21 protein-coding genes are annotated in these 21,110 nt (G+C 70.2%); 15 read left to right on the top strand and 6 right to left on the bottom strand.

Translation table 11 applies throughout. From position 1 onward, the window contains the following. Window positions 1-3: 3 nt before the first annotated feature. Window positions 4-930 (bottom strand): acyl-ACP desaturase, encoded by a 927-nt coding sequence (locus ABT294_RS44270; protein ID WP_350812493.1) that lies wholly within the window; start codon window positions 928-930, stop codon window positions 4-6. Window positions 931-1,009: 79 nt separating this feature from the next. On the opposite strand from ABT294_RS44270, the gene ABT294_RS44265 reads away from it, so the two are divergent. Continuing rightward, the gene (locus ABT294_RS44265) at window positions 1,010-1,474 is read left to right on the top strand and encodes an NUDIX domain-containing protein (protein WP_350812492.1); all 465 of its coding nucleotides are present in this window, start codon (window positions 1,010-1,012) and stop codon (window positions 1,472-1,474) included. 12 nt (window positions 1,475-1,486) lie between these two features. Here ABT294_RS44265 and ABT294_RS44260 read toward each other — a convergent pair whose 3' ends face one another. Next, window positions 1,487-2,128, bottom strand: coding sequence for a hypothetical protein (locus ABT294_RS44260; RefSeq protein ID WP_350812491.1), 642 nt, complete (start codon window positions 2,126-2,128; stop codon window positions 1,487-1,489). A gap of 42 nt (window positions 2,129-2,170) precedes the next feature. Continuing rightward, complete coding sequence (locus tag ABT294_RS44255; protein ID WP_502912220.1) at window positions 2,171-2,950, bottom strand: HAD-IIA family hydrolase; 780 nt, start codon at window positions 2,948-2,950, stop codon at window positions 2,171-2,173. 61 nt (window positions 2,951-3,011) lie between these two features. On the opposite strand from ABT294_RS44255, the gene ABT294_RS44250 reads away from it, so the two are divergent. The 8 genes from ABT294_RS44250 to ABT294_RS44215 all read left to right on the top strand — a co-directional run bounded on the left by ABT294_RS44250 (window position 3,012) and on the right by ABT294_RS44215 (window position 12,126). Next, on the top strand, window positions 3,012-4,205 hold the full coding sequence (locus ABT294_RS44250) for a M20 metallopeptidase family protein (RefSeq protein ID WP_350812490.1): 1,194 nt from the start codon (window positions 3,012-3,014) through the stop codon (window positions 4,203-4,205). Between the two features lie 124 nt (window positions 4,206-4,329). Beyond that, window positions 4,330-5,328 carry a zinc-dependent alcohol dehydrogenase family protein gene (locus tag ABT294_RS44245; protein ID WP_350812489.1) on the top strand — a complete coding sequence of 333 codons (999 nt, stop codon included), beginning with the start codon at window positions 4,330-4,332 and terminating at the stop codon, window positions 5,326-5,328. Window positions 5,329-5,486: 158 nt separating this feature from the next. Next, window positions 5,487-7,313 (top strand): ABC transporter substrate-binding protein, encoded by a 1,827-nt coding sequence (locus ABT294_RS44240; protein ID WP_350812488.1) that lies wholly within the window; start codon window positions 5,487-5,489, stop codon window positions 7,311-7,313. Window positions 7,314-7,316: 3 nt separating this feature from the next. After that, window positions 7,317-8,324: an ABC transporter permease gene (locus ABT294_RS44235; RefSeq protein WP_350812487.1), complete on the top strand. Its 1,008-nt coding sequence runs from the start codon at window positions 7,317-7,319 to the stop codon at window positions 8,322-8,324. Beyond that, on the top strand, window positions 8,321-9,226 hold the full coding sequence (locus ABT294_RS44230; protein WP_350812486.1) for an ABC transporter permease: 906 nt from the start codon (window positions 8,321-8,323) through the stop codon (window positions 9,224-9,226). The genes ABT294_RS44235 and ABT294_RS44230 overlap by 4 nt, the downstream gene beginning before the upstream one ends. Before the next feature lie 2 nt (window positions 9,227-9,228). After that, window positions 9,229-10,251 (top strand): ABC transporter ATP-binding protein, encoded by a 1,023-nt coding sequence (locus ABT294_RS44225; RefSeq protein ID WP_350812485.1) that lies wholly within the window; start codon window positions 9,229-9,231, stop codon window positions 10,249-10,251. Continuing rightward, on the top strand, window positions 10,248-11,258 hold the full coding sequence (locus ABT294_RS44220) for an ABC transporter ATP-binding protein (protein ID WP_350812484.1): 1,011 nt from the start codon (window positions 10,248-10,250) through the stop codon (window positions 11,256-11,258). Before ABT294_RS44225 ends, ABT294_RS44220 begins: the two co-directional genes overlap by 4 nt. A 4-nt stretch (window positions 11,259-11,262) precedes the next feature. Beyond that, window positions 11,263-12,126: a GNAT family N-acetyltransferase gene (locus ABT294_RS44215; RefSeq protein ID WP_350812483.1), complete on the top strand. Its 864-nt coding sequence runs from the start codon at window positions 11,263-11,265 to the stop codon at window positions 12,124-12,126. 2 nt (window positions 12,127-12,128) lie between these two features. Here ABT294_RS44215 and ABT294_RS44210 read toward each other — a convergent pair whose 3' ends face one another. Further along, window positions 12,129-13,241, bottom strand: coding sequence for an exo-beta-N-acetylmuramidase NamZ family protein (locus tag ABT294_RS44210; protein ID WP_350812482.1), 1,113 nt, complete (start codon window positions 13,239-13,241; stop codon window positions 12,129-12,131). A 57-nt stretch (window positions 13,242-13,298) separates the two neighbouring features. On the opposite strand from ABT294_RS44210, the gene murQ reads away from it, so the two are divergent. Further along, a complete protein-coding gene (gene murQ / locus ABT294_RS44205; RefSeq protein WP_350812481.1) occupies window positions 13,299-14,198 on the top strand; it encodes an N-acetylmuramic acid 6-phosphate etherase in 900 nt (299 codons plus the stop codon). Between the two features lie 127 nt (window positions 14,199-14,325). After that, the gene (locus ABT294_RS44200) at window positions 14,326-15,402 is read left to right on the top strand and encodes a serine hydrolase domain-containing protein (RefSeq protein WP_350812480.1); all 1,077 of its coding nucleotides are present in this window, start codon (window positions 14,326-14,328) and stop codon (window positions 15,400-15,402) included. 170 nt (window positions 15,403-15,572) lie between these two features. Here the strand turns inward: ABT294_RS44200 and ABT294_RS44195 are convergent, their stop codons facing one another. Beyond that, complete coding sequence (locus tag ABT294_RS44195; protein WP_350812479.1) at window positions 15,573-16,469, bottom strand: TIGR03619 family F420-dependent LLM class oxidoreductase; 897 nt, start codon at window positions 16,467-16,469, stop codon at window positions 15,573-15,575. A 111-nt stretch (window positions 16,470-16,580) separates the two neighbouring features. Beyond that, window positions 16,581-17,225, bottom strand: a complete 645-nt coding sequence (locus ABT294_RS44190; RefSeq protein ID WP_350812478.1) for a TetR/AcrR family transcriptional regulator — start codon at window positions 17,223-17,225, stop codon at window positions 16,581-16,583. Between the two features lie 243 nt (window positions 17,226-17,468). Here ABT294_RS44190 and ABT294_RS44185 point away from each other — a divergent pair, with 243 nt between their 5' ends. From ABT294_RS44185 to ABT294_RS44170, 4 genes are all read left to right on the top strand, one after another. After that, window positions 17,469-18,407, top strand: coding sequence for a zinc-dependent alcohol dehydrogenase (locus ABT294_RS44185; protein ID WP_350812477.1), 939 nt, complete (start codon window positions 17,469-17,471; stop codon window positions 18,405-18,407). Window positions 18,408-18,590: 183 nt separating this feature from the next. Next, window positions 18,591-18,983 (top strand): YciI family protein, encoded by a 393-nt coding sequence (locus ABT294_RS44180; RefSeq protein WP_350812476.1) that lies wholly within the window; start codon window positions 18,591-18,593, stop codon window positions 18,981-18,983. A gap of 18 nt (window positions 18,984-19,001) precedes the next feature. Next, entirely contained in the window at window positions 19,002-20,237 is a 1,236-nt protein-coding gene (locus ABT294_RS44175) for an RNA polymerase sigma factor (RefSeq protein WP_350812475.1), read from the top strand. 173 nt (window positions 20,238-20,410) lie between these two features. After that, window positions 20,411-21,058 carry a hypothetical protein gene (locus ABT294_RS44170; RefSeq protein WP_350812474.1) on the top strand — a complete coding sequence of 216 codons (648 nt, stop codon included), beginning with the start codon at window positions 20,411-20,413 and terminating at the stop codon, window positions 21,056-21,058. Window positions 21,059-21,110: the final 52 nt, after the last annotated feature.

The raw sequence follows: 21,110 nt of genomic DNA, 5'->3' as shown, positions 1-21,110 counted from the left end.
CGATCATCCCATGGCGGTGCGCGCCCTGCGCTCCTCCCTGCGGGCCACGAACCTGGCGGCCGTGGTCTCGGTCTTGGTCAGGAACGCGGCCAGCTCCTCGCGGGCCTGCTCGCCTCCGGCGTCCAGACCGGTCTTGTCGAAGACCGCCCACTGGCGCAGCACCGGCATGAGCACGTCGTCGAGGTGCAGCCGCAGGTCGTAGATGCCCTCGTTGGCGATGATCATCGCCTTGCGGGTGAAGCCCTCGATGCTGGAACCCGGCATCTGGAAGGTGGTGACGACGTCGGTCACGGCCCGCATGGTCTGGTTCGGGTCCAGCTCGAAGGCGGCCTTGAGCAGGTTGCGGTAGAAGAGCATGTGCAGGTTCTCGTCGGCGGCGATCCTGGCCAGCAGCCGCTCGCAGCCCTCGTCGCCGGAGGCCCTGCCGGTGTTGCGGTGCGCGATGCGGGTCGCCAGCTCCTGGAAGGAGACGTAGGCGAGCTGCTGGAGCATGGTGCCGTACTCGGTGGCGAAGCCGCTCTCCATGTGGACCATGCGGGCGCGCTCCAGCGCGACGGGGTCGACCGCGCGGGTCACGGTGAGGTAGTCGCGGATGGCGGTGCCGTGCCGGTCCTCCTCGGCGGTCCAGCGGTGCACCCAGGTGCCCCAGGCGCCGTCGCGGCCGAAGGTGGTGGCGATCTCGTGGTGGTAGCTGGGGAGGTTGTCCTCCGTCAGCAGGTTGACGATGAGGGAGATGCGGGCGGCCTCCGGGATCTTGGAGTCGCTGTCCTGCCAGGCCTCGCCCCCGTAGACGCCGTCGAAGTCGCGGCCTTCGCTCCACGGGACGTACTCGTGCGGGAACCACTCCTTGGCCATCGTGTGATGGCGATCGAGCTCCCCGGCGACCACGGGCTCCAGCTCGTGCAGCAGTTCCGTCTGAGTCATCGCCATGAAAGTTCGTCTCCCTGTCTGGTTACGGTACCGTAGGTTAGGCTACCGGAAGGACATACCGGTCAATTAGGGTGCCCGTATGCGACCCAGTGTCCGCGGTGTCCTGCTTGATCACGACGACCGTCTGATGATCTTCCGGCGTACCATCCCAGGGCGGGAGGTCTACTGGTCGGTGCCGGGAGGCCACGTGGAGCCGGAGGACGCCAGCCTGGAGCACACCCTGCGCAGGGAGTTGCTGGAGGAACTGGGCGCCACCGTGTCGAGCGTGACACCGCTGACCACGCTCAGTTACCCATGGCAGGGCGGGCTCAAAACCCAGCACCTCTACGGCTGCCGCCTGGTGGAACTCGATCCGGCGCTGCGCCACGGTCCCGAGCTCGAGGACCCGTCGCGGGGCGGGTACGAGGTGGTGCGGCTGCCGCTCGCGGAGTCGGAGATCACCTCGCGCCACGTCGTCCCGGAGGCCGTGGCCGCCTACCTCTCGTGCCACATCACGGCGCTCCCCCGGCTGATCGACGGCCCCTCAGAACGCTCCCTCAGCTGATCTCACGACACCTCAGAGCGCTCCCCCGGCTGATCGGCGGTCCTCGATCTCCCAGAGGTGGTCGATGACGTGCCAGGCGGTCCTGCGCAGGGCGTAGCGCGGCGGCCAGCCGGTGGTCGACGGCGGCTCCCAGGAACGTGACAGGACCTCCGCCAGCTCCGCGCGCATGGCGTCGCGGTCCAGGCGGAACCTGTACGGCCGGTGACGGACGCCCACCTTGCGGGCGTACGCGCGCTCGGCCTCCTCCACGTGGGCGACGATCTTCGACAGGTCGCGTCCGCCACCCCGCGGCCCCTTGCGCAGCTCCTCCGGCGACTCGGCCGCGACCTCGTCGAACAGCTCCCAGGCGGCCCTGAGCAGAGCCACGTGGCGCCCGGCCGCCGCCGCGCCGATCGGCTCGAAGTCGAGATCCGGCACCGCGTACGGGGCGCCGAAATCCGTCATGTCGCTGCCGGCCACCCGGGCGACCACCTCGGGATCACCGGGCTCGAACGGCAGCCCGGCACGGTCGGCGACCACCCGGTAGCGCGGCGCGTACTCCACGAGCAGGTCGACGGCGGCCTCCTCGCCCCTGGCGACCCGGCACCAGCCGGGCCAGTCGAGCGAGCAGGCGAACACCTTCTTGGGGCCTGTCTCCAGGTAGATGCGGGTCATGGGGCTCACCCTGCCACCCGTACCTGCCGGCGCCTGTCAGGTTCAGATCATGTCGATGAGGTCGGCCACCGAGTCGACCACCAGCGACGGCCGGTAGGGGTAGCGGTCGATCTGGGCCTTCTGGGTGACGCCGGTGAGCACCAGGATGGTGAACAGCCCGGCCTCCATGCCGCACACGACGTCGGTGTCCATCCGGTCGCCGATCATCGCGGTGGTCTCGCTGTGGCCTTCGATGGAGTTGAGGGCGCTGCGCATCATGCGGGGGTTGGGCTTGCCGACGAAGTAGGGGGCGACGCCGGTCGCCTTGGTGATCATGGCGGCGACCGCGCCGCACGCGGGCAGCGAGCCCTCGGTGGACGGGCCGACCGGGTCCGGGTTCGTCGCGATGAAGCGGGCGCCGCTCTCGATGAGGCGGATCGCCCGGGTGATCTGGGTGAAGCTGTAGGTGCGGGTCTCGCCGAGCACCACGTAGTCGGGGTCGAGGTCGGTGAGCACGTACCCCACCTCGTGCAGCGCCGTGGTCAGCCCGGCCTCGCCGATGACGTAGGCGGAGCCGCCGGGGCGCTGGTCGTGGAGGAACTCCGCGGTGGCCAGGGCGGAGGTCCAGATCGACTCGGCGGGCACGTGGAGGCCGGCCGCGCGCAGCCGCACCGACAGATCGCGCTGGGTGTAGATGGAGTTGTTCGTCAGGACCCTGAACGGCTTGCCGGACTCGCTGAGCCGTTTGATGAACTCGTCGGCGCCGGGCACCGGACGCCCCTCGTGCACCAGGACGCCGTCCATGTCGGAGAGCCAGGAGTCGATCCGCTTACGCTCGGTCACCCGGCCATGCTACCGAGAGCGGCTCATCGACTTCCCGTCCGGGATGTGAAGAATGGCTTTCATGTCGTTCACTGATTCCGCCCAGGACATGCGGGACGAACTCGTCCGGCTCCGCCACTCCCTGCACGCCACCCCGGAGCTGGGACTCTCACTGCCTCGTACCCAGGAGAAGGTCCTGGCGGCGCTCGACGGGCTGCCACTGGAGATCACCACCGGCACGAACCTCAGCTCGGTCACCGCCGTCCTGAGGGGCGGCCGGCCGGGGCCCGCGGTGCTCCTGCGCGGCGACATGGACGCGCTGCCCGTGACCGAACGCAACGACCTGCCCTACATCTCGCGGATCGACGGCCAGATGCACGCCTGCGGCCACGACCTGCACACCGCCATGCTGGCGGGGTCGGCGCACCTGCTCAGCGCGCGGCGCGAGGAGCTCGCCGGAGACGTGATCTTCATGTTCCAGCCCGGCGAGGAGGGGCACGAGGGCGCCAGGCACATGATCGAGGAGGGGGTGCTCGACGCGGCGGGCGAGCGCCCGGTGGCCGCGTACGGCATGCACGTGATCTCGTCGTTCCTGCCGTCGGGGCTGTTCGCCACGCGGCCGGGGCCGGTGATGGCGGCGGCGGACGTGTTCAGGGTGACCGTGAAGGGCCGCGGCGGCCACGGCTCCACCCCGCACCGGGCGCTCGACCCGATCCAGGCGGGGTGCGAGATGGTGACGGCGCTGCAGTCGATGGTGACCCGCTCGTTCGACGTCTTCGACCCGGTGGTGGTGACCGTCGGCTCCTTCCACGGCGGGACGGTCGACAACGTGATCCCGGACGAGGCGCACTTCGAGGCGACGGTGCGCACGTTCAGCAAGGACACCCGGGCCGCGGTGATGCGCCGCCTGGTCGAGGTGGTCGAGGGCGTCGCCGCCGCGCACGGGCTCGCCGTGGAGGCGTCGTTCGGCATGGGCTACCCGGTGACGGTCAACGACCCCGCCGAGGCGGAGTTCGCCGGCAGGACCGCCGACGAGTTGTTCGGCCCCGGCCGGTTCTTCGTCGCCCCGCAGCCGATCATGGGGTCGGAGGACTTCTCGTTCGTGCTGGAGGAGGTGCCGGGGGCCTTCCTCTTCCTGGGCGCCTGCCCGCCCGACCGCGACCCGGCCACCGCGCCGTACAACCACTCCCCCGAGGCGGTCTTCGACGACTCGGTCCTCCCTGACGGCGCGGCGCTGTACGCCTCTCTCGCCTTCTCCCGGCTGGCGTCCTCCTGAGGGTCCGCCCGGAGATCGGCTGCGCCCGGTTGGGAGGCCGCCTGACAGGGCACGGGGTTCTCAGCGCTCGGCGCTCTCAGCGCTCGGCGCTCTCAGTGCTCGGCGGACGAAGGAGGCGGGCCTGATGCGGGCTTGGGTGGTGGAGAACCCCGGGCCGGCGGCGACCTGGCCGCTCGCCCTGGTGGAGCGGCCGGTGCCCGCGCCGGGCCCCGACGAGGTGCTCGTCCGGGTCGAGGCGTGCGGCGTCTGCCGGACCGACCTGCACCTGGCCGAGGGCGACCTGCCGCCGCGGCGGCCGCTGACCTCGCCCGGCCACCAGGTGGTCGGACGGGTCGTCGGGCGCGGCGACGACGAGTCCTCCTGGCCCGCCGAGGGGGCGCGGGTGGGTGTCGCCTGGCTGCGGAGCACCTGCGGCGTCTGCCCTTACTGCCGCCGGGGGCTGGAGAACCTCTGCCCGTCCTCGACCTACACCGGATGGGACGCCGACGGCGGGTACGCCGAGTACCTCACAGCCCCCGCCGCGTACGTGTACGCGCTGCCCGACGATCCGCCCGCCGAGCACCTGGCGCCGCTGCTGTGCGCGGGGATCATCGGCTACCGGGCGCTGCTCCGGTCGGACCTGCCGAAAGGCGGGCGGCTGGGGATCTACGGGTTCGGCGCGTCGGCGCACCTGACGGCGCAGGCGGCCATCGCCCAGGGGGCCGTCGTGCACGTCGTGACCCGGTCACGGGCCGCCAGGGAGCTCGCGCTCGAGTTGGGGGCCGCCTCGGCGTCCGACGACCGGCCGCCGGAGCCGCTGGACTCGGCGATCCTGTTCGCGCCGGTCGGGACGCTGGTGCCCGACGCGCTGGAAGCGCTCGACAGGGGCGGCACGCTGGCGGTCGCGGGCATCCATCTCACCGACATTCCCACCCTGAACTACGAGCGGGACCTGTTCCAGGAAAGGACGCTGCGCAGCGTCACCGCCAACACCCGGGCGGACGGTCGCGCGTACCTCCAGCAAGCTTTTACTTATCCCCCTGACGTGCACACGAGCCCCTATCCCTTCGAGGATGCCGGGCGCGCGCTTGCCGATTTGGCGAATGAGCAGGTCAGAGGGGCTGCCGTCCTTCTCGTACAGTGAGGTGAGTCGCGTGGCGACGAGCGTCATCCAGGGCCCTCATGAAGGAAAGTTACATTACACTCACAACACCTGGAGATTATTGACGCAGGATTCGCGCGACCGTAGGGTCCGGACAACCCCACAGACCCTCAACAGGTCCGACATCCCCGGAGCGGTACATGAAGCGACTGGCAGCGGTAGTGGCGTTGCTGGGCCTTGCCACCGTCACAGCAGCATGCAGCGGTGGTTCCACCAAGACGTCCGGCTCGGGCGGCGGTGGCGGGCTCTTCACCACGATCGACGTGAACAGGCCGGGCCTAGACGCATCGGCCCCGGCCAACCCGTACAACCCCAAGGGCAACTCTTTCCCCGGCTACAGCTCCATGAAGCTGGGCTGGGTCAAGAACCACCTCACCGACCCCAACCAGGCTCTTCCTGGCATCGCGGCGAGCTGGGAGATCGCGCCTGACAACTCGGCCATCACGCTGAAGCTGCAGCCGAACGCCAAGTGGTCCGACGGCAAGCCGGTCACCGCCGACGACGTCAAGATGTCCATCGGCATCGCCTACACGCAGGGCAGCACGGCCTTCTCGGTCACACCGGGAGCGGCGGGCGCGGCCGCCGAGGTCACGGTCGTCGACCCCCAGACCGTGAAGATCACGCAGGACATGGCCAACCCCAGTCCGAAGTTCGCCCGCGGCGTGCTCGACACGACCGTCCTGCCCTCCCACGTGTGGAGCAGCGTCCTGCCCGCGGACTTCTGGGACAAGCTCAAGGCCGCACGCGGCGACGGCGCCGACGCCGAGAAGGCGCGCGCGGAGGTCACGACGCTGGGCCAGAAGGTGATCGCCTTCGCCCCGCCCAAGGACGTCTCCGCCGGCCCGTTCGTGCTGGAGCGGGTCAACCCCTCCGAGGCGCTGCTTGTCAAGAACAAGTACTTCTTCAACGCCGCGAACGTGGCCCCGTCCCAGGTGAAGTTCCTCAACTACACCGGCAACGAGCAGATCTGGAACTACCTCACCGCGGGCAAGCTCGACCACGCCGGCTTCACGGCCGCCCCGACGGACGTGATGAACCGGATCAAGCAGGCCCCGGGCAACGAGGTCATCAAGGGCTACTCGCCAGTGGCCGTGAGCATGGCCTTCAACCAGTCCAAGAAGCCGTACGACAACGTGCACGTGCGCAGGGGCCTGGCCTTCCTGATCGACCGCGACCAGGTCACCAAGGTCGCCTCGCCCGAGGGCGGCACGCCCGCCACCACGACCACCGGCATCCACCAGAAGGCCGCGCAGGCGTGGATCCCGGACACGCTGCCGAAGCTGGAGCAGTACAAGCCGGACGTGGCCAAGGCGGAGGCGGAGTTCAAGCAGGCCGGCCTGACCAAGAAGGACGGCAAGTGGACGCTGGCCGACGGCACGGCGTGGAAGGTGTCCATGCACGCGCCCGCCGGCTTCTCCGACTGGCTGTCGGCGCAGGAGAACATCAAGGGCCAGCTCGTCAAGGCCGGCGTCGACGCCGAGGTCGTGACGACCGCCGACTACCCGCTCTACCTCGAGGAGCTGGCCGCAGGCAAGTACGACGTCGGCTTCTGGCTGATGGCGCTCGGCCCTGCGCCGTACGACATCTTCCAGCGCCTCTACGGTGCCTCCAACGGCTGGACCAACGTGGCCGGCAAGGTGACGCACGCCGCGCCCGGCAAGGGCGGCAACTGGATGGGCAGCCCGGAGAAGATCGAGGTCGACGGCACCAAGATCAACCCCGGTGAGCTGACCGGCAAGCTGAACTCCGCCACCGAGGACCAGGCCAAGCCGATCATGGCGCAGCTCGCCAAGGCCGCGAACCAGGACCTGCCGGTCATCCAGCTCTGGGACTACGTCAACACCCAGTTCGTCAACAACAGCCGCTTCACCGGCTGGCCGCACGACGACGAGGTTCTCCGCATGGGCACCGGTGTGCTCCCCTCGGGCGTGTGGATCCAGCAAGGTCTGATCAAGGCGAAGCAGTAGCCTATGACACTCATCGCACGACGACTCGCGGGCCACCTGGCCCGCGGTTTCGTCATGATCCTCGTAGTCGCGACGATCAGCTTCTTCATCATCAACAACATCCCCGGCGACCCCATGGCCGCCCGGTACGAGAAGCTGATCGAGGGGGGCATGGCGCCGGAGGCGGCCTCGCAGGCCGTGAAGGTGCTCTACGGCTTCCTGCCGGACGGCACCCTCTGGGAGCAGTACCGGGACTACATGTCCGGCCTGCTCCACCTCGACCTCGGCGTCTCGGTCACCAGGCCGGGCACCCCCGTGCTCGACGTGCTCACCGACGCCGCCAAGTGGACCGTTCTACCCGTACTGGTCGGCACGCTGCTCAGCTTCCTCGTCGGGGTCATTCTCGGCGTGTACGCGGCGATCAAGCGCACCGGCAAGCTGGGTGACGCCCTGGCCATCTCCGGCTCGCTGCTGCACGGCATCCCGCAGTACGTGCTGGCGATGCTGCTTGTGGTGATCTTCGCGACGCTCATCCCGATCCTGCCCGCCGACGGGTCGGTGGACATCCTGTTCGAGCCGGGCTTCAACTCCGGCTACATCGGCTCGCTCGTCGAGCACGCCGTGCTGCCGGTCCTGACGTACGCCGTGTCGGCCTACGGCGGCTGGATCCTGGCGATGAAGTCGAGCGTGGTCACCGTGCTCGGCGACGACTTCATCCTGGCCGCCGAGCTGCGCGGCGTGAAGCGCTCGATCGTCTTCCGCTACATCGCGCGCAACGCGATCCTGCCGCTGTTCACCATGCTCGCCCTGTCCCTGGGCCTGCTGCTCGGCGGCGCGGTCTTCATCGAGAAGATCTTCAACTATCCAGGGCTCGGATGGCTGCTCATCAGCGGTGTCCAAGACCGTGACTACGCGCTCATGGGCGGGGCCTTCCTGCTGATCACCGTCGGGACCATCGTCGCCAACATCGTGGCCGACCTGTTCTACACGGTGATCGACCCGCGGGTGCGCAGCGGAGAGGGGGCGTCGTGAGCGCCACGCTCATTCCCGAGACGGCCTCGGCCGCCTCGACCATGCGCCGCAACTTCTGGCACGGCGTGTGGCGGGTGATGAAGCGCAAGCCCAGCCGGATGGCCGGGGTGATCATCATCGCGGGCTTCGTCCTCATGGCGGTCTTCGGGCCGATGCTCCTGCCCGAGCACCTGCCGGGCGACGCCAACGCCATCACGCGGCCGCCGAGCTGGGAGCACTGGTTCGGCACCGACCCGCAGGGCAAGGATGTGCTCGCGCTGGTCGTCAAAGGCTCCCGCTACGTCCTGCTGACCGCCGCGGTGACCGCGCTCATCACGGTCATCGCCGGCACCGGGATCGGCCTGTTCTCCGGGTTCAAGCGGGGCCGCTGGGACACCGTGCTCATGCGGCTCACCGACATGAAGCTCACCATCCCCGGTTTGCCGCTGCTGCTGGTGCTCGCGACCGTGTGGCAGTTCGGCAGCCCCCTCCAGATGGGCCTCGTCCTCGGTCTGCTCGGCTGGGGCGGCGTGGCGCGGGCCGTGCGCTCGCAGACGCTGTCGCTGCGCGAGCGGGGCTTCATCGAGGCGGCACGCGGGCTCGGCCTGTCCACGAAGCACATCATCGGCAAGGAGCTGCTGCCGAGCATGGCGCCGTACATCGCGATGAACATGCTCATCGCGGTCACCGGCGCCGTCTACTCGCAGGTGGGCCTGTTCTTCCTGGGCGTGCTGCCGTATGAGTCGGACAACTGGGGCGTGATGCTCAACCTCGCCGTGTTCCAGGCAGGCGCCATGATCACGCCGAACGCGCTCGGCTACCTGCTGGCGCCGCTGCTGGCGATCCTGCTGCTCACGCTCGGGATCGTGCTCGTGGTCGACGCCATGGACGAGATCTTCAACCCCAGGCTGCGTGAGGAGTGAAAGTGGCACAGCAGGCAAGCCAGCAGGTCCCCCAGCGGGCGACGGGCCAGGCGCCGGGAGTGCGCATCGACAGCCTCACGGTCGTCTACAAGACGCCCGCGGGCGAGTTGCCCGCCGTCAGGAACGTCAGCCTGACGCTGGAACCCGGCACGATCACCGGCATCGTCGGCGAGTCGGGCTCCGGCAAGTCCACGCTCGCGCTGTCGCTGCTGAACGCGGTCCAGCCGCCCGGCAGGATCTCGGCGGGCAGCGTGGAGATCGACGGGCTGGGCGACGTCGTGACGTTCGAGGGTGAGCAGCTCCGCAAGGCCAGGGGGGCGCACGTCGGGTACGTGTTCCAAGCGGCGCAGAACTCCCTCAACCCGCTCAAGACGGTCGGCAAGCAGCTGCTCGACCTCGGCCGCTCCCACGGGGTCGAGGACCTGCGCGGGCTGGTGCGCGAGGCCAGGGAGCTGCTGGGCCGGATGGGGCTCGACGGCGCCAGGGTGCTCGACTCGCACCAGCACGAGCTGTCCGGCGGCATGCGCCAGCGGGTCGGCATCATGCTGGCCCTGGTGCTCAACGCGCACCTGGTCGTGCTGGACGAGCCGACCACCGCGCTCGACATGATCACGCAGTCGAACATCCTGAAGATCGTCCGTGAGGTGCACGCCGAGCGCGGGCTCACCACGCTGGTCATCACGCACGACATCGGCGTGGTCGCCGAGGTCGCCGACAGGCTCGCGGTCATGTACGGCGGGCGCCTGGTCGAGCAGGGCCCCACCAGGGAGGTGCTCGGCGCGCCCAAGCACCCGTACACCAGGGGCCTGATCAACGCCATCCCCCGGCTCGTCGGCGACATCGACGAGGCGCGGGCGCTGCCCGGCCGCCCGCCGACGCTGGCGACCGTGCCGAAGCTGGGCTGCGTGTTCAGGGAGCGGTGCGCGGTGCGGATGGACGTCTGCGACACCGACGACCCTGAGGCCGTCGCCCACGGATCGAGGATCGTCGCCTGCCATGCGGTGACCGTGAAGGAGCACGCGTGATTACGGGGAAGGGCATCACCAAGACCTTCAAGCAGCGGGGCAACGTCCTCGGCGGGCGGGAGGTGCATGCCCTGCGCGGCGTGGACTTCTCCATCGCCAAGGGCGGGGCGGCATCGTTCATCGGCGAGTCCGGCTGCGGGAAGACCACGCTCGGGCGGATCATCGCCGGGCTGGAGTCGTACGACGGGGGCGAGGTCTCGATCGACGGGACCCCCCTGTCGCCGCTCAAGCCCAAGCAGCGGCAACCGCACTTCCGCAAGATCCAGATGATCCACCAGGACCCGTACTCGGCCCTGAACCCGACCAGGACCATCCACCAGACCCTGTACGCGCCGCTGGCCCTGCGGGCCGGGCAGACGGGGCGGTCGAAGGCGTGGATCGAGGAGCGGGCGGCCGAGGTGCTGTCGCTGGTCGGCCTGGACCCGGGCACGGTGCTCGCGCGCTACCCGCACCAGCTGTCCGGCGGCATGCGCCAGCGCGTGGTGATCGCCCGCGCGCTGACCGTGGACCCGGAGATGCTCGTCGCCGACGAGGCCGTCTCCATGATCGACGTGTCGCTGCGGCTCGGCATCCTGGCCCTGCTGAAGGACCTGCGGGAGCAGCTCGGGGTGAGCGTCCTGTTCATCACGCACGACGTGGCGACGGCGCGGTACATCGGCGACGACGGCGAGCTGTACGTCATCTACCGGGGGCAGGTCGTGGAGCGCGGCCCGGTCGACACGATCATCGCCGACCCGGTGCATCCGTACACGCAGTCGCTGCTGTCGGCCATCCCGGTGCTGCACGGGCTGGAGCAGCCCGGCGAGCAGCCGGTGGTGCCGGTGGAGTCGCTCAACGGCGCCCAGTCGGAGGAGGGCTGCCTGTTCGCGGGCCGCTGCCCGTTCCGTACCGACCGCTGCGAGTCGGAGCTGCCGCTCCTCGGGGTGACGAACGGGTTCCCGCAGGAGCACGCGTGCTTCTACCCAGAGCGCCGCAGCGTCATCGCCCGCCCGATGAGCGAGGTGTGACCCGTTGTCCGATGCCGGAGACGCGGTGAGCAGCGACCTGCTCCTGGGGGCCGCGGAGGTGGCGCAAGCCGCGCTGGTGTACGACGCCGGCGAGGCCGCGGCGCTCGTCCGGAGGCTGGCCGAGCCGCCGCCCGGCCGGCGGTGGACCGCCATCGGCGACGACGGGGGCGTGGTGATGGCGTCCGTCTCCACGCGGGACCCCGCGGTCGGGCACCTCGACCTGCTGGCGGTGCACCCGCGCGTGCAGGGGCGGGGGCGCGGCAGGGAGCTGGTGCGCGCGGCCGAGGAGTGGCTGCGGATCGAGGGGGCGACGCAGGCCCGCTTCACCGGTAATCCGCCGTGCTACGCCTGGCCGGGCATCGACGTCCGCTACACGGCCGCCGCGTGCCTGGCCGAGAGCCTGGGGTACGAGCGGTACGACGTCGCCTGGAACATGACGGCCGACCTGTCCGTGGACCTGTCGGTGGACTCCGAGGTGGCGCGGCTCGCGCGTGCCGGGGTGGCCGTCCACGCCGCCGGCGAGAGCCGCGAGCGGGTCGTGGAGTTCGTCCGCGAGCAGTGGAACGACAGCTGGGCCTGGGAGGCCGCCCACGCGGCCGGGCTGCACTACGCCGAGCGCGAGGGCGAGATCCTGGGATTCGCCGCGTGGGGCGCCCGGCCGACGTGGTTCGGGCCGATGGGCACCGCCCCCACGGCGACGGGCCTGGGGGTCGGCAGGGTGCTGCTCAGGCGGTGCCTGGCCGAGCAGCGCGCCGCCGGCCAGTCCGACGCCCAGATCGGCTGGGTGGGTCCGCTGCGGTTCTACTCGCGCGCCGTGGGCGCGCGAGCGGAACGCGTCTTCTGGCTCTACCGTCGCGACCTGGCGTGATGTCACGCGTAGAGCAGTGGTCCTTCGGGGTGTGCGGGGTCGGGGCAGAGCTCGCGCGGGTCCTCCCCCGCGTCCAGGCACCTGGTGAGGGTGTCGGAGCCCCACAGGTGGTCCATGAACAGGTCGGGGCCCCGCCAGCTGAAGTGGTCCGGGTAGAGGACGCGGGCCACGTGCAGCATCGACAGGCCGGTCAGCACCGGCCTGAAGGCCGTCCTGTCGGACACGTGCAGCTGCGCCCCCCTGACCGGGACGCCCGCGTGCTTGTGGAACGTGGGCGTGAACCAGGTGTCACGGAAGCGCACCCCCGGCAGCCCGAGCGCGTTGAGCTCGGGCGCGAACCTGTCGTCCACGTACGGGGCGCCGACCAGCTCGAACGGGCGGGTGGTGCCCCGCCCCTCGGAGAAGTCGGTCCCCTCGAACAGCGCGGTTCCCGGGTATACTGTCACGGTGTCCAGGGTCGGCACGTTGACCGACGGCATCACCCACGGCAGCCCGGTCTCGTCGAAGCCCATGTCGCGCCGCCAGCCGTCCATCGTGACGACGTGCAGGTCCAGGTCGAAGCCGAACAGCGTGGCGAGCTCCCCCGCGGTCCTGCCGTGCCGCACGGGCAGCGGGAACCTGCCGACGAAGCTGGCGAACGCCGGGTCGAGCAGCGGCCCCTCCGTCACCAGGCCCCCCAGCGGGTTGGGACGGTCCAGCACCACGAACCGCACCCCGAGCCTGGACGCCGACGCCATCAGGTCGTACATGGTCCACATGTAGGTGTAGAAGCGGGCGCCCACGTCGGCGATGTCGAAGACCAGCGTGTCCACGCCGGAACGCGCCACCACCTCGTCCAGCGCCGCCCCATCGATCTTGTGGGTGTCGAAGACGGGCAGGCCCGTCCTGGGGTCCGTGGTGTCCCCCTCGCTGAAGTTCGCCTGCGCGGTTCCCCGCATGCCGTGTTCCGGGCCGAACAGGGCGGTCAGCGGCGCTCCCGCCGCGCTCAGCGCGTCGAGGGTGAGGGTCAGATCAGGCAGGACGCCAGTGGGATTGGTGATCAGGCCGAGACGGGCTCCTCCGGCGAGTGCGGGATCCGCGGCCAGCCGTTCAGCTCCGGTGCGTACGTATGACATGAACCCATTGTCTGAAAGATATTTACAAGAGAGAAGTAAAGGGTGGAAATTAGCGTCATGATCGATCCACTACCCGAGCTGTCCACCGAGCAGAGCGATCCTCGTTACAGCCAGATCGACCGGCTGCCCACCGAGCAGATCGCCCGACTGATGAACCAGGCCGACGCCGCGGTGCCCGCCGCCGTCGCCGTGGTCGTCCCGGCCATCTCCGCCGCGATCGACGCGATCGCCGAGCGCATGGCCTCGGGCGGGCGCCTGCTCTACGTCGGCGCGGGCACGTCCGGACGGCTCGCCGTCCTCGACGCGTCCGAATGCCCGCCCACCTTCGGCACCGACCCCGAGCTGGTGCAGGGCATCATCGCCGGCGGCCCGGACGCGCTGACCCGCTCCGTCGAGGGCGCCGAGGACGACGACGCCGCCGGCGCCGCCGCCATCGCGAACCTCGAGGTGGGAACGTTCGACTCGGTGGTGGGCGTGTCCGCCAGCGGGCGCGCGCCGTTCGTGCTCGGCGCCCTGGGCGAGGCCGCCCGGCGGGGCGCGCTGACCGTCGGCCTGTCGTGCAACAACGACGCGCCGCTGTCGGCCGCCGCCGAGCATGCGATCGAGGTCGTCGTCGGGCCCGAGGTGGTCACCGGCTCGACGCGGCTCAAGGCGGGCACCGCGCAGAAGCTGGTGCTCAACATGATCTCGACGATCTCGATGGTCAGGCTCGGCCGTACGTACGGGAACCAGATGATCGAGATGTCGGCGATGAACAACAAGCTGGCCGGGCGGGCGGTCCGCATGGTCAGCGACATCACCGGCGCCGACCAGGACACCGCCACCCAGGCGCTCGACGCGGCCGGCGGCCAGGCGAAGATCGCGGTGCTGATGATCCAGCACGGGCTCGACCCCGAAGGGGCGCGGGCGCTGCTGGAGTCGCACGGCGAGCGGCTCAGCGACGCGCTGAGCAGCTGACCGATCGGCTCGCCCGAGCGACCTGACCTGGGCGGCCCGATGGGACGGCCTGCCTGGGTGACCTGACTTGGGCGGCCCGACTGGGCGGGTTTCGGGGTTTTCGTACCACTGACGGGGAGGACGGACGATGGCGGACCGGCTGGACGCGATCCTGGCCGACGGGGTGCCGCGGGTGTGCTCCGCCGCGGTCGCGCTGATCGCCGTCAACGGCTCCGTGGTGGCCGCGTCGGCCACCGGCGAGCTGGTGCGGTACGCCGACGCCGAAGGCACCCTCGCGGAGGACCGGCCGCCCGTGCGCCGCGACTCCGTCTTCGACCTGGCGTCGATCAGCAAGCTGTTCACCACGTCCGCCATCCTGTCGCTGGTCGAAGCGGGCCGCCTGGACCTCGACGAACCAGTGGCCACCTGGCTGCCGGGGCGTGACCCGCGAATCACGCTGCGGCGCCTGCTGACGCACACGGCGGGTCTCCAGCCGACCCGCCGCATCGACCTGGAACTGCCCGGCGCGGACCCGGCCGCCCGGCTGGCGGCGATCACCGACACGCCGATCACCGCGCCGGTCGGCGGGCCGTACCTGTACTCGGACGTCGGGCTGGTGATGGCGGGCCACGTCGCGGAGGTGGCGGGCGAAGCGCCCCTGGACGAGCTCGTCCACGCCCGCGTCACAAGCGTCCTGGGCCTGCCCGACACCGGCTACCGCCCGACGGCCCGTGCCCGGTGGGAACCGGCCGGCCTGTCGCGGATCGCGGCCACCGAGTGGAAGGCGGAGCGTCCTGGCCCCGGGTGCGTCCGGGGGGACGTGCACGACGAGACGTGCTACGCGCTGGGCGGGGTGGCCGGGCACGCGGGCGTCTTCTCCACCGCCGACGACCTGCTCGTGTTCGGCGAGACGCTGCGGCTGGACGGCGGGGCCATGCTGCGTCCGGGTACCGTCGCCGAGATGCGGCGCGACCAGGGGGCGGAGGGTGCGGCGTTCCGGCACGGGCTCGGCGTCCGGATCGGCGACCCCGGCATCGTGGGCCCCCTGACCGGCGCCTTCGGCCACTCGGGCTTCACCGGCACCTCGCTCGTGGTCGACCCGGCGCACCAGCTGACCGCGGTGCTGCTGACCAACGCCGTCCACCCGGTACGGGGCCGGGACGGCATCCGCACGCTGCGCCACGCGGTCGCAGCCGAGGCCCTGCGCCTGGCCGACCAGGCATGACACCGGCGCCCAAGCCGCCCACACCAGAGCGACGCCCCCGGACAGCCCGCTCATCAGGGACGTTACCCCTCATCAACAGGCGCCCCACGACAGGCGGGGACACCTCCGGGAGCTTCCAACGCGACAGGCGGGGAACCGACCTCCAGAGCCCCCTCCGCGCTGTAGGCGCGTCAGGCGGGGGCGAGGGCTTCCAGGGCTTCTTCCGCGCGGCGCATCGCGTCCTTGGGGTCCGCTGTGGCGATCTCCTCGTCGAAGTTGAGGTCGTGGAAGACGTCCGTCACCCCATGAGCCGCCAGGGACGCCACGTCGGCCCTGATCTCCTCGTAGGAGCCCGTGAGGGGCCGCCGGTCCGGGAGGCCGCCCTGACGGACCTGGGTGACGCCCCGGCAGACGAACCGGAGCGCGTCGGAATCCCTGCCCGCCTCGCGGGCCGAGGACCTGATGAGGTCGATCCGGGGGCCGATGCGCGACAGATCCTCGCGGCTGGAGCTGACCCAGCCGTCGCCGAGCCGCCCGGCGCGGCGCAGCGCCACCTCGGCCGTGCCACCGAGCAGGATCGGCGGCGGCGCCGGGGACGGCTTGGGGTCCATGTGGGACGGCGGGACCCGGTAGAAACGCCCCTGGTGCTCCACCACGTCGTCCGTCCAGGACTTGCGCAGCACCTCCACGAACTCCTCACCCCGGCGCCCGCGCCCCTCGTAACCCACGCCCGCGGCTTCGAACTCCTCCAGGAGCCAGCCGAGCCCGATCCCGGCCGTCAGCCTGCCGTCCGAGACCGTCTGGAGGGTGGCGAGCTGCTTGGCCAGCGGCACCGGCTGCACGAACGCGTTGATCACCGCGACGCCCAGCCTGATCGTGCTCGTCACGCCCGCCAGGTACGCGAGGGTCACCACCGGGTCGTGGACGCTGCGGTAGGTGGCGCCCATCGGGTGGCCGACCGGGTAGAGCAACCGCTGGAACGTCCACAGCTCGTGGTAGCCCAGCCGCTCGGCCTTCGTGGCGATGGTGCGCATGTTCTGCGGCGTGGCCCAGGGGCCTGACTGCGGCACGGCGAAACCGACTCTCATGCGCCCTAGTCTGACCGACGCGAATTCTCTCCAGCAAGGAGCCTGTGACCTGCGAAGAAGCACGAGACGAGCCGCCCACCGGCGTGGTATCGGCACCCCGCCGGACCCGCGTCAGAGATCGAGCTGATCGGTCGTACCGCGGACCGCGACCGCGATGCCGTCCAGAAACATCCTTAGCCCGAACTCGAATTCCTCATCGCTTCCCACCCCGGCGATGTCGGTGGCATGCTGCACCATCCGGGGATGGGTCTGCGGGTCGAGACGTTCGTAGAGCGCTTGACGTGCCTGCTGTTCCCCGGGGTCGGTGGCGTCGAGGTACAGGTTGAACTGCACAGAGCCGATGACCAAGGTGGCCAACGCGCCTGCGGCTGCCGCTGCGTGTCTCGGGCTCAGGCCCGCGCCGATGAACCGATCGACCGCGAACTCCACTCCCTGGAGCGAATTCGGACCGAGGCGCTCGGTGCCGCGCAGGAGCAGGGCGACGGAGGGATGACCGAGGAGGAAGCGGCGGAAGGCGCGCGCCAACCGCTCCGCCTCCGACCGCCAGTCCAGACCCGGGGGTGGTGGTTGCAGCCCCAGCCGGATGGCTTGGTCGGCCACGATGATCGTCAGCTCGTCCCGGCTGCGGACGTGCCGATAGAGCGAGGACTGGCTGCACCCCAGGTCCTCGGCGAGTCGCCGCATGGTCATCGCCTCGATGCCGTGCTCGTCCAGCAGTCGTAGCGCGGTGTCGGCGATCGCCTCCAGGGAAAGCATCCGATTCCGCCGCCTGCGCGTGGGTGGCTCGCCGCGCGCGAGCCACCAGGATGCAGAGCCCGGCCGGTCCGGCGATGAGGTTCGGGCGCGGTTCGGTGAGCTGGGCTTCTCTCGTGTCATGTCGAAGTCCAGCCTCCCATGCCTTGCATAAGCAAAACGAGATCGCTAACTTAAGCGAACGTCGTTTGCTTAAGAGGTGGGTCATGTCTGGCAACCAGACGGAGCCACGGGGGAGGAAAGAGAGTGCTGGCTGTCAGGAACACGGACGCTGGGATCCAGGTGCAGGACGTGGTCGCCCCGGAGGGGTCGGGTGTCCGGCTGGACATCGCATCGGCGGGGATCTGCGGCACGGATGTCGCGTTCGTCGCGAGCGGACTCCAAGGCTTCACGTTCGGCCACGAGTTCGCCGGAACGACGGCCGACGGTGCCGCGTTCGTGGTCGAGCCGTCCATCTACTGCGGTCGTTGCCCGGAATGCGCGGCGGGCAATACCCAGCGCTGCGCCGACCCGGCGCACGGCACGCTGGGCATCTTCCGGGATGGCGGAATGACGGAATCCGTGGTGGTCCCGGAATACACGCTGCTGCCGCTGCCCGCCGCCCTGCCCGTGCGAGACGCCTGCCTGGTGGAGCCCGGTGCCGTCGCGTGGCACGGAGTGCGGAAGGCCGAGATGCGGCCCGGTGAGAGGATGGTTGTCGTCGGCGGGGGATCCATCGCGCTCCTCGCGGCGGCCGTCGCGCGCCATCTGGGCTTCGACGTCGATGTGGAAGCTCGTTACGAGCACCAGAGGTCAGCCGCAGAGCGCCTCGGCGCCGGACGCCCGAAGGGCGACTACGACGTCGTCATCGACGCCGCCGGCAGCCCGTCGGGCCTGGCCCGATGCGCCGAACTGGCTGCGGTGGGTGGCCGGGTCGTCGTGTTGGGCGTCTACAACGACACGATCGGCCTCCCGGCGACACATAGCCTGATCAAGGAGCTGACCTACGTCAATGCCATGGCCTACGGCCGACCCGACGGCGTGCGGGAGTTCGGCCAGGTTGCGGACATGCTCGCCGCCCGGCCGGAGATCGCAGAAACCGTCATCACTCACCGGTTCCCGCTGAACGACGCCGTCGAGGCGTTTCGAGTGGCCCGCGACAGGTCCGCAGGAGCGATCAAGGTGGTGCTGGAGCCCTCCCGATAGGAGCCTTCCGGCAGCGTGCGGCAGGGAGAAGGACGCCGACCGGACCTGGCAACTGAGTCAGCGACGAGATGGGACGGGACCAGCACGTCTCGAACTCCTGGATAGTGTCGACATCAGCGAGTCCGCACCGACGTCCCGGTTAAGCGACGGAGCGGCCGTCGCACGAGACGAGAGCTGACAGCCATGAAGTACGTGATCCTGATCCACTCCAATCCGCAGCCGTGGGGACACCCCACCATCGACTACCTTGCTCCCTACCACCAGCTGCCCGATGACGTGCGCAAGCGGCTGGACGCCGAATTCGAGCAGGTGATGTCCGAACTGCAGGCCAACGGCGAACTGCTCGGCGGAGAGGCACTCGGCGACCCCGCAGCCGCACGACTGTACTGGTGGCAGGACGGCTCCCCGCTGGCGAGCGACGGCCCATACTCGGAGGCCAAGGAGCATCTGGCCGGGTTCTTCCTCATCGACGTCGAGAGCCAGGCCCGCGCAGAAGAGGTCGCCGCGAAGTTCGCCGGCCCCGGAGAGACGGTGGAGCTGCGGCCGATGATGTGGCCAGGCGGCGACGACCAATAGCGATCTCAAGCAGATCGTATGGTGCAGCGGATACTCGCGGACGTGTGGCGTCGGGAGGCGCCACACGTCCTCGGCGCGCTCCTGCGAAGGTACAGCGATCTCGGCGACTGCGAGGACGCCGCCCAGGAAGCTGCGGAGGCCGCCGCTTCTCAATGGCCCATCGGTGGAGTGCCCGACAATCCGAGGGCCTGGCTGATCCGGGTCGCGTCGCGGCGCCTGATCGACCGGGCGCGGGCCGACTCGGCCCGTGCCCGCCGCGAGGCGCTGGACGCGGCACGACAGCCAGATGACATCGGCGTGGCGCCTGGAGCGGACGAGGTTCCCGCAACTGAGGTCGACGACACACTTCGCCTGCTGTTCCTGTGCTGTCATCCCGCGCTGAGCAGGCCGTCGCAGGTGGCGCTCAGCCTGCGGGCGGTGGCCGGGTTGAGCGTGGAGCAGATCGCGGCCGCGTACCTGGTGCCGGTCCGCACCATGACCCAGCGTCTCAGCCGCGCCCGCGCGACGCTGCGTGGCGCAGGCGCACGGTTCGCGATGCCGTCGGACGAGGAACTGCCGTCCCGGGTGGCAGCTGTGCTCGACGTCTGCCACCTGGTGTTCACCGAGGGCTACACACGCACCTCCGGCGGGACCCTGGTCGACGTCGAACTCGCCGAGGAGGCGATCCGGCTCACCCGTCAGGTGCACGTCGCACTGCCCGACCATGACGAGGTGTCCGGCGCGTTGGCGCTGATGCTCCTCACGCACGCGCGGCTGCCGGCGCGGACCGACTCTGCCGGTGATCTGGTGCCGCTGGCCGAGCAGGACCGCTCCCGCTGGCGGCGCGATCTGATCGCCGAGGGTGTCGCGCTGTTGGAACGGACGCTGCCGCGGGGTCACGTCGGCCGTTACCAGATCCAGGCGGCGATCGCCGCAGTTCACGCGGAGGCATCGACCTACCAGGCCACCGACTGGATGCAGATCAGCGTTCTGTACGACATGCTGAGCCGAGTTGCTCCCGCCCCGACTGTGACGCTCAACCATGCCATCGCCGTCGCGATGGCCCACGGCCCGACGATCGGCTTGGCTCTGCTCGATCCGCTGCTGACCGATCCCGCGATGCAGCGGCATCACCGGCTGTATGCCGTACGCGCCCATCTGCTGGAGCTGAACGGCGATGTGGAGGCCGCGGCCGACCATTACCGGCGGGCCGCGCAACTGACGACGAGCCTGCCGGAGCAGCGCTACCTCAACCGGCGACTGCGCCAGCTATAGCCGAGGTCGAGAGCGTGATCGCCGGCCTGTCCGCGGCCGCCCGCGAGTTCCACGCCCAGGCCCCGCACCCGTAGCCCGCGACCAGCGGACCACCATGCCTTCCCTCGGCACCAGCACCCGGCGCCTAAGGATCGCGCCAATTCCGCGCCAATCCCGCTGGCTAGGCTGCCACGATGATCACTCGACTCCTGGCGGGAGCGGCACTCGGTCTGACCGTGCTGTCCGGTACGGCGGCCGCCGACCCCATCACCGGCAAGCCCCTTCTGACCGACAACGCCCTCTACAAGGCGGGCAAGCTCCCCAAGGTGGCGTGCGCGGCGAAGAAGGGCAAGGGCAGGGCCGCCACCGAGAAGTACATCGGGATCGTGCACGCTTGCCTCAAGAAGGTCTGGGGCGTGAAGGACATGCGGCTCGCGCTCCACTATTCGCCCATCCAGAAGCATTTGCCGACCATGACCGTGTACGGCTTTGAAGGCATCTCCGTCGCCCTCGGAGACGACTGGATCAAGGCCGGCGACGACCATCGGGTCTTCCACGAGATGGCCTCCGTCTACGGGCATTACATCCTGATCCGGGCGGGGATCTCGACGGCTCACGAGAAGCTGGACTTCGGCGGCGACCTGAAGGTCCACGAGCAGCACGAGCGCCGGTACACCTACCAGCAGGACTGCCTGGCCGGCGCGGCGGCCTGGGCGCTCGGGCGACCGGCGAGGAACCCAGCGCTGAAGGGCAACGAACTCTACTGGTTCGAGCAGGGCTACAAGGCGGGCGGACCCCAGGCCTGCAACACCTGGACGGCCTCGGACGCCAAGGTCGCGTGATGTCACCACGCCGCCCGCTCCGCGGCGGGCGGTGAGCGGTCCCCAAGATCTT

It is taken from the genome of Nonomuraea sp. NPDC000554 (assembly GCF_040300065.1).
In the GTDB taxonomy this organism is placed as follows: Bacteria; Actinomycetota; Actinomycetes; order Streptosporangiales; family Streptosporangiaceae; genus Nonomuraea.
This window is presented reverse-complemented; position numbering and strand designations above follow the sequence as displayed.